The organism is Sphaerospermopsis kisseleviana CS-549 (genome assembly GCF_028329225.1).
Classification (GTDB): domain Bacteria; phylum Cyanobacteriota; class Cyanobacteriia; order Cyanobacteriales; family Nostocaceae; genus Sphaerospermopsis; species Sphaerospermopsis kisseleviana.
In genome coordinates, this window is record NZ_JAQMTI010000197.1 from 44159 (window position 1) to 51199 (window position 7041).

At 35.2% G+C, this 7041-nt stretch carries 15 protein-coding genes and 1 pseudogene; 11 read left to right on the forward strand and 5 right to left on the reverse strand.

Features of this window, described 5'->3' with window-relative positions; all coding sequences use genetic code 11:
• Positions 1-76 precede the first annotated feature (76 nt).
• From PN497_RS16110 to PN497_RS16135, 6 genes are all read left to right on the forward strand, one after another.
• Positions 77-286, forward strand: coding sequence for a hypothetical protein (locus PN497_RS16110; protein ID WP_096566503.1), 210 nt, complete (start codon positions 77-79; stop codon positions 284-286).
• Between the two features lie 3 nt (positions 287-289).
• Entirely contained in the window at positions 290-520 is a 231-nt protein-coding gene (locus tag PN497_RS16115) for an addiction module protein (protein ID WP_096566505.1), read from the forward strand.
• Positions 517-741, forward strand: a complete 225-nt coding sequence (locus PN497_RS16120) for a type II toxin-antitoxin system RelE/ParE family toxin (RefSeq protein WP_272110689.1) — start codon at positions 517-519, stop codon at positions 739-741. The genes PN497_RS16115 and PN497_RS16120 overlap by 4 nt, the downstream gene beginning before the upstream one ends.
• Positions 742-961: 220 nt before the next feature.
• The gene (locus PN497_RS16125; protein ID WP_096566507.1) at positions 962-1207 is read left to right on the forward strand and encodes a hypothetical protein; all 246 of its coding nucleotides are present in this window, start codon (positions 962-964) and stop codon (positions 1205-1207) included.
• Complete coding sequence (locus tag PN497_RS16130; RefSeq protein ID WP_272110691.1) at positions 1204-1422, forward strand: type II toxin-antitoxin system VapC family toxin; 219 nt, start codon at positions 1204-1206, stop codon at positions 1420-1422. Before PN497_RS16125 ends, PN497_RS16130 begins: the two co-directional genes overlap by 4 nt.
• The gene (locus PN497_RS16135) at positions 1398-1808 is read left to right on the forward strand and encodes a hypothetical protein (protein ID WP_272110693.1); all 411 of its coding nucleotides are present in this window, start codon (positions 1398-1400) and stop codon (positions 1806-1808) included. The genes PN497_RS16130 and PN497_RS16135 overlap by 25 nt, the downstream gene beginning before the upstream one ends.
• Here the strand turns inward: PN497_RS16135 and PN497_RS16140 are convergent.
• Genes PN497_RS16140 through PN497_RS16150 form a run of 3 tightly spaced genes read right to left on the reverse strand, consistent with a single transcriptional unit; the run spans position 1803 to position 2462 of the window.
• The gene (locus PN497_RS16140; protein WP_190346268.1) at positions 1803-1940 is read right to left on the reverse strand and encodes a hypothetical protein; all 138 of its coding nucleotides are present in this window, start codon (positions 1938-1940) and stop codon (positions 1803-1805) included. The genes PN497_RS16135 and PN497_RS16140 overlap by 6 nt on opposite strands.
• Positions 1941-1963: 23 nt before the next feature.
• Entirely contained in the window at positions 1964-2296 is a 333-nt protein-coding gene (locus PN497_RS16145) for a type II toxin-antitoxin system PemK/MazF family toxin (protein WP_096566509.1), read from the reverse strand.
• The gene (locus tag PN497_RS16150) at positions 2286-2462 is read right to left on the reverse strand and encodes a hypothetical protein (protein ID WP_190346269.1); all 177 of its coding nucleotides are present in this window, start codon (positions 2460-2462) and stop codon (positions 2286-2288) included. The genes PN497_RS16145 and PN497_RS16150 overlap by 11 nt, the downstream gene beginning before the upstream one ends.
• A 116-nt stretch (positions 2463-2578) precedes the next feature.
• Here PN497_RS16150 and PN497_RS16155 point away from each other — a divergent pair, with 116 nt between their 5' ends.
• The 5 genes from PN497_RS16155 to PN497_RS16175 all read left to right on the forward strand — a co-directional run bounded on the left by PN497_RS16155 (position 2579) and on the right by PN497_RS16175 (position 5747).
• Positions 2579-2842: a hypothetical protein gene (locus PN497_RS16155; RefSeq protein WP_096566511.1), complete on the forward strand. Its 264-nt coding sequence runs from the start codon at positions 2579-2581 to the stop codon at positions 2840-2842.
• Between the two features lie 5 nt (positions 2843-2847).
• Entirely contained in the window at positions 2848-3300 is a 453-nt protein-coding gene (locus PN497_RS16160; protein WP_096566513.1) for a hypothetical protein, read from the forward strand.
• Positions 3301-3355: 55 nt separating this feature from the next.
• Positions 3356-3931, forward strand: coding sequence for a PIN domain-containing protein (locus PN497_RS16165; RefSeq protein ID WP_272110697.1), 576 nt, complete (start codon positions 3356-3358; stop codon positions 3929-3931).
• 153 nt (positions 3932-4084) lie between these two features.
• The gene (locus tag PN497_RS16170; protein WP_096566514.1) at positions 4085-5557 is read left to right on the forward strand and encodes a Fic family protein; all 1473 of its coding nucleotides are present in this window, start codon (positions 4085-4087) and stop codon (positions 5555-5557) included.
• An 85-nt stretch (positions 5558-5642) separates the two neighbouring features.
• On the forward strand, positions 5643-5747 hold the full coding sequence (locus PN497_RS16175; RefSeq protein WP_096566516.1) for a DUF4926 domain-containing protein: 105 nt from the start codon (positions 5643-5645) through the stop codon (positions 5745-5747).
• Positions 5748-5812: 65 nt separating this feature from the next.
• Here PN497_RS16175 and PN497_RS25940 read toward each other — a convergent pair.
• Both PN497_RS25940 and tatC read right to left on the reverse strand, forming a co-directional pair.
• Positions 5813-5896 (reverse strand): annotated as a pseudogene (locus tag PN497_RS25940) (hypothetical protein); the annotation flags it as partial.
• A gap of 134 nt (positions 5897-6030) precedes the next feature.
• On the reverse strand, positions 6031-6825 hold the full coding sequence (gene tatC, locus PN497_RS16180; RefSeq protein WP_096566518.1) for a twin-arginine translocase subunit TatC: 795 nt from the start codon (positions 6823-6825) through the stop codon (positions 6031-6033).
• Between the last annotated feature and the right edge of the window lie 216 nt (positions 6826-7041).

The window sequence follows — 7041 nt, forward strand, 5'->3', positions numbered from 1 at the left end:
ATGCTTTATTTTTCTGGGTTCTCAAGTAGAAAAAAGCTATAATTATGGGAAAGTTATTTAAGGTAGCTTAAAAATCGTGAGTCAAGTATTAACTCTGGAACTAAACGATGATGTTTATATGGCTTTCCAACAACAAGCTACAGCGGTGGGAGTTTCAGTAGCAGAATTAGTTGCAGCTTCCCTCAATCGTCAGTATAGTTTGTCAGTTAGTCCTCAATCTGATACTGAGGAAGCACGTCAGCGTTTACTTGGTTTTGCTGGTGTTATAACGATATCGGAGCATTAATTTATGACTATTGAACAATTAGAGGCTCAAGTTTTAGCTTTACCAAAGGATACTCTAGCATTATTAGTAGCTCGTTTGATTGAACATTTAGGACAAGTAGAAAAAATTGATCAGCAAATTGCTAATGAATGGATACAAGAGGCAGAATTAAGGGATGAGGATATGAGTAATGGTAAAATTGCTGGTATTTCCTCTCAAGAAGTGTTTAGTAAATTGCGTATTTATTTAGAATGATAACTGTTATATTTCATCCCTGGGCAGAACAAGAATTAACTGATGCTATCAATTATTATGAGCAGCAAAAAACGGGTCTTGGTTTAGAATATTTAGAAGCGGTAGAGCAGGTTGTAAATTGTTTGATGTATTATCCAGAAATAGGTGCAAAGGTTCGCGGTTCTATTCGGCGTTTAGTGATACCAAAATTTCCCTATTCTCTTTTATATCGTGTTCTATAAGAGGAAGAAATTCGCATTTTAGCTGTAGCACATCATAAGCGCAAGCCATTTTATTGGAGTAAACGAAAGTAGGTTTTAAGATCAATAAAATCTCTGGTTTTTATATGGATTCCTTAACTATTCAATATCGTCAGATTATAAATTTTTAAAACAAAGTTTGTGAATATAGTGATAAAATGAGTGTTGTTACAGCCTATTTTGTACAATCTTAAATTATGTTATGTTGCGAGAAAAACTCAAGCAAGAATTAGATCATCTCGATGAAGAACAACTGGAAAAAATAGCTGATTTTATAGCTTTTATTCAGTTTCAATCTCAAAAGTTTTCTGACACTACTCCATTATGGCAAAAATTAACACCAGAAGCAAGGGCGAGTGAGTTTCGAGATTGGGTTTCTCAACTTCCTGAAACTGGTGTGAGTTTGAGTGATGCAGCTTTTTGTCGAGATAGTATTTACGAAGAATGACGAGATATATTATTGATACTAATGTTGTGATGCGCTTCTGTAATCCTTCTGATGTTCAGCATCACCTTGCAACAGAGGCCATATCTCGTTTACTCACGCAGGGAGATGAATGTTTTTTGACGGCGCAAATACTCGTCGAGTTTTGGGCTGTAGCTACACGACCAGTTGAAGTTAATGGTTTAGGTGGAGTGTGGAAACAACGCGCAAGACTATAGACCAAGTTCTGAGGCGTTTTCCATTACTGAAAGAGTCGGAAGATATTTTTCCCAATTGGTTAAATTTAGTAACGACTAATAAGGTAATGGGTAAACGCACTCATGATGTGCGTATCGTGGCTGTTATGCTTGCTTATCAAGTTACCCATATTTTAACTTTTAATCCCAGTGATTTTTTGTTAACTACAAGTATTGTTAATGAATACTTAATTGCTGAATTGAAAATGAAAGCTTCTGCTTTCACATCAAATCATAATAAGGAAGATATTGATGTTCTGATTTGTTGGGAAGATGATGCAAAGATTAAAGATTCTCTACCAAGTAAGGTAGTAGTTTTAAGAGATGTTCTAGAAAAAGCTATTGAGGCAAAGGAGATTGAATTATAATGTAATTATGGGTTTGAAATAAAATAATACTGAATTTAGTACCTTTTGTTGTTTAGAAAGCGATCGCATTTTCTGGATGTAGAGTAGAGAGTGCGATCGCATTTCTGATAGTAGATTAAACAGCGATCGCATTTCTGATGTAGAGTTAGGAGCGATTATTCAGCTTCATCCTGTAGATCAAGTGCGAATTTAATCGCTTGCTGAATTTCTAGCATAACTTCCTCTGGTAACTTGCCCAATTTTCTCTCTAGTCTTATTGTGGGAATAGATCCAATACCCTGAACATTAGCTGTAGAATCTCGCTCCAGAAATTGCAGTCTAGGTAGTGCAACCTCATAAAGACTTCCCCGATTTTGGGTAGTTAGTGGTACATAAATTACCAACGCTCGTGGTGGGTCAGGATCATCACGAGATACAATCACAATTGGGCGTGTTTTTGCAGCTATACCCAAGTCTGCAAGCCAAACTTCACCAAGCTTAGGGTTCATCTAACAAATCCAACACTTCTTGTTCTACTGTACGAGTTCTGAGAATGTCTAAAACATCTTGATCTGCCATTTCGATAATTTCTAGAATACAACGGCGAACTTGATCTGCTACGGCTGGTTGCCAGTAATTTAACTTTGTATTTAGTTCTTCAATTAAAGCATCCATAATAATTCTGTATACTTCTAAATATCAATATTAAACTAATTTTCAACCAAAGTACATTTCTAATTAATAATTTGATATACAATAATATCTAGAAACCTTGCCCAAAATATACGGTTATGGCGATAGTTGTTTCCCTTAGTCCAGAATTAGAAGCTAGACTGCGAGAGAAAGCAGCACAGCAAGGACAAGATATTAGTTTTGTCGCGGCTGAATTGTTGGAGAATATCCTAGACTGGGAATTACAAGACTCAGAAGCAGCTATTCAGGGTATTCAGCAAGGATTAGAAGACTTTGAAGCAGGTCGTTTTCGTTCTTTTGATGATTTTGCTGATGAGCAGCGCTTCAAGTATAACCTACAACCTTTAATGTCACAAGGATAAAAAAAATGGACGCTACAAAACTGAACGACACAACCATAGAACTATCAGATATTACAGCTTGGGACAAAAACGGAAATAAAATTTTAGTATCAAAAGTTAGAGCTAGAGATATTGTAGAAGATATTACTGCCAAAATCGAAAATATCCTCAAATTTGAACAAGAACATAATAGAGTGATAATTCCTTATGCAATGACAGCTACCCGTGAAGAAATTAAATTTTTTCAATGGGATGGGGAAAAGTTAGAAGATGTCTACACCTTCCCAACTCATGAAGTTTTGTCTGAATATGATCCAGAATTTAGTCATAAAAAGAGGATTTTTGAATATTATTTAGAAACATTAGTAGAAGGATGGTTAAGAGATTTAGCTGAGAATTGGAAAACAGATAATCCCCCAAAATCACAAGAATTAACCCAGATAGGTTTTGTAGATAAAATTGCTGATGCTGCACAATAAAGGCGAGTAAATTTAATGATTACGCTTTACATAGAAACTAATTTTTTTATTGACTTTGCAAAAAAAACAGGATCAAGATACTGAGAATTTAGTAAATTCCCAATATCCTGAAGTAACAACAAAAATTAAAATAGTAACTCCTGCAATTTGTTGTATGGAATCTCTTTCTGTACTAGAAAGTGAAAGAAACAGAAGCAATCGTTTTAAAAAGAACTTAGATGATGAAGTTAGTAAACTAAAAGGAGATAGAAACTCAACATACTCTGGAGACATCAAATTATATCTACGACAAGCAATTATTAAGAATAATGAGAGAATAAATGAGATTAATACTCGTCTTTTTGATGTTTTAGAATGGGCTACTAAAACTGTAGACTTAATACAATTAAAACCAGATATTCTCAGTAAAAGTATGGAAAATATACTTATTAATGATCCTACAGACAATTTAATTTTACACTGTATTCTTGATCATTATCAAACATCTACAAATGAGAAAAAAGTTTTTTTGAGTGGAAATCATACAGACTTTGGTAAACCAGAGATTAAAGAAATATTGCAGGAAGCAAGTATAGAAATATATTTTGTCAAGACGGGAGATTTTTTAGGATGGTTAAATTCACAGTTTTAATTATTGGGTAATATTGCATTTCCGATGTAGAGTGAGAGCAATACCTTCGGTGCGCTATCTCTACGAGACGCTACGCGAACGCTAACGCATTTATGATGTAGAGTTAAGAGCAATATCATATTAAACTATTAATCCAGTTTTTGGAGATGATTCATGCAGTGGCAACCAATAGAAAACCTACCAGCAAATTGGCAAAACTTAGCAAGTGCTGAGTTATCATCTTTAGTAACATTTTGGAATGAACAAGCAGAACGTCTACGTTCCTCTGGAGAATTTAAAATCTTTAGGGAAAGGTTGTGTCGAGAAATTGCCATTGAAACTGGAATTATTGAAAGATTATATACCCTTGATCAAGGAATTACTCGGATACTAATTGAAAAAGGAATTAATGAAGCTCTTATTCCTCATAATCCTACCAATCCCCCTATCAAACAAGTTGTATCTCTGATCCAAGATCAAGAAGCAGCTATTGAAGGACTATTTGATTTTGTCGGTGGACAGAGAACCTTATCTAATTTTTATATCAAAGAATTACATCAACTGCTAACTCAAAATCAAGATAGTACAGAAGCTAAAACATCTTCAGGGCAAATTATTCGTGTTTCTCTCATCCGGGGTGATTGGAAACGACAACCTAATAACCCTGAAAGACCTAATGGAATAATACATGAATATTGTCCTCCTGAACAAGTTGCATCAGAAATGGATAATTTGATTCAATGGCATCATGAACATAGAAAACAAAACATTCCTCCAGAAGTTGAAGCAGCATGGTTACATCATCGGTTTACACAAATTCATCCATTTCAAGATGGTAATGGTAGAGTAGCTCGATGTCTTGCTAGTTTAGTTTTCATACAAGCTGGATTGTTTCCTTTAGTTCTCACTCGTGACGATAGAGCAGTTTATATTGAAGCTTCAGAACAAGCAGATCAAAGAAATTTATTACCTTTGATTAACTTATTTTCTAATAGTCAAAAACAGGCATTTCTTCGTAGTCTTCGTTTATCTGAACAAGTTTTGTCAGAAACACGCCGCGTTCAAGCTGTGATTTCATCTATCACTGAGAAAATTAAGCAAAGCCAATCTGTTACTATTTCGGATCGCTGTCAAAAAGTTGAGGGATTTGCTGCAAATCTGTTTGAAATTGCATCTGTTCGCTTACAAGATATCGCTACTGAAATTAAGTTATCACTTCAAAATCTAGTGAGTGATGCTCAGATTTTTACACGCACTGCACCTGCACGTGATCCTAAATCATATTATCATCGCTTCCAAGTGGTAGAAACAGCTAAACAATTAGGATACTTTGCTAATCTTCGTCCCTATCACAGTTGGATACAATTGGTCATAAATGTAGAATCAACAACAACAATTTTACTTTCTTTTCATGTTGTTGGACATGAATATCTTGGCTTACTTGCTTGTTCTGCTTGTGCATATCACAGAGATAATACAGAAGAGGGTGAAAAAAATATTAGTAATATTAGTGATATTCAAGCATTAACAGATTCTCTATTTCAGTTTTCTTATGCTGATGATGAGATAAATCTGAAAGAACGTTTTAAGCAATGGTTAGAAGATGTGATTGTTACTGGTTTAGAGTATTGGAATGAGAGTGTTTAACAAGCATAGTAAGAGCGATACCTTTGGTGCGCTTCGCTAACACATTTCTGGTGTAGAGTTAATGGCGCGATACATTTTGTAAAAAATGAGTAAACTTGAACCAAAGTTACTAGATGTAGTAGCACTCACAGTTGATTTACCTGAATATAACTTATTACGTGGTCAAGTTGGTAAGCTGTTACACAGCTAAATTGTATAATCCTAATATTCTGAACTCTTGTTTAACAGGCAAGATGCCTGTTCCACTTATACAAATTAAATGCACAACAGCTTACTAGCTAAACTAACAGATTTTAACCAAAACTTAGCTGTTGAGTCATCTCTATCAATATGTATATGGGGAGGTTCATTAGGTTAATGACTGTAAAAGTAGAAACGGTAAGAACCAATTCTGAAAACGGTTGGCATATTTGAATATTACACTAAAACTATTATTTCTCATGTTTTGATTATGTCCCATTTCCCATTTCCTATTACTTACCTGTTAATTTCACCAACCCAATACCACCAAAATACAACCCTAAAACCGCCCCTGCTAATAAACTCTGAGTTAAAGGATCAGTAGAAGGTGTTAACACCGCACCTAAAACCACTGCAACCATAATCACAAACCGCCAACCGGCTAACATTTGATTTGAAGAAACAATACCTAAATTACTTAACAATAATTGAATCACGGGAACTTGAAAAGCTAAACCAGTGCTGAATAACAACAATAATACAAATTCAAAATATTTTTCAATTGACCATAGTTGTTCTACCACATCAGCACCGTAGCTAACAAAAAAGTTTAAAGCTGCGGGAATAAGTAGAAAATAGGCAAATACTAACCCACCCAAAAATAAAATACTCGAACCAAAAACTATCGGTGCTAATAAACGACGTTCACGACGAGTCAAACCGGGTAATACAAATTGCACAATTTGGTAAAGTATAAAAGGAGTGGCCAGCACTAAACCACTGTAACCAGCAACTTTTAAGGAGACAAAGAAATATTCTCCTGGTGCTAGTTGCAGAAATTTGATACCGTTTGCAGGAACTTCCAGTATTTGTACAAGTGGTTTAACAACGACAAAGCAACCAACCACACATACAGCTACAGCTATTAAAGAATAAAAAATGCGCGATCGCAATTCTTCCAGATGATCGAAAAACGACATTTCTACTTCATCTGGTAACTCATCTAAGGGATCAACTGCTGAGTTACTGTATCCTTCTTTGTCAACATTGGGAGAATTAATAGTATCTATGTCTGGTGATGATGTCATGAGTCAGTTTCTAGGCAACATTCCTTAACTATTTTATCTTCCAGCGCGACTAGCAACAGAGGTTTTCTTAGTTTTGGGAGATGGAGAGGAGCATTCGGGCGACCATTATCAATTTTATGACCAGGCTATTTTCCTGTAAGGGCGAAGCATTCGGGCAACAAATTATCAATTTTATGACCAGGCTATTTTCCTGTAAGGGCGAAGCATTCGGGCAAC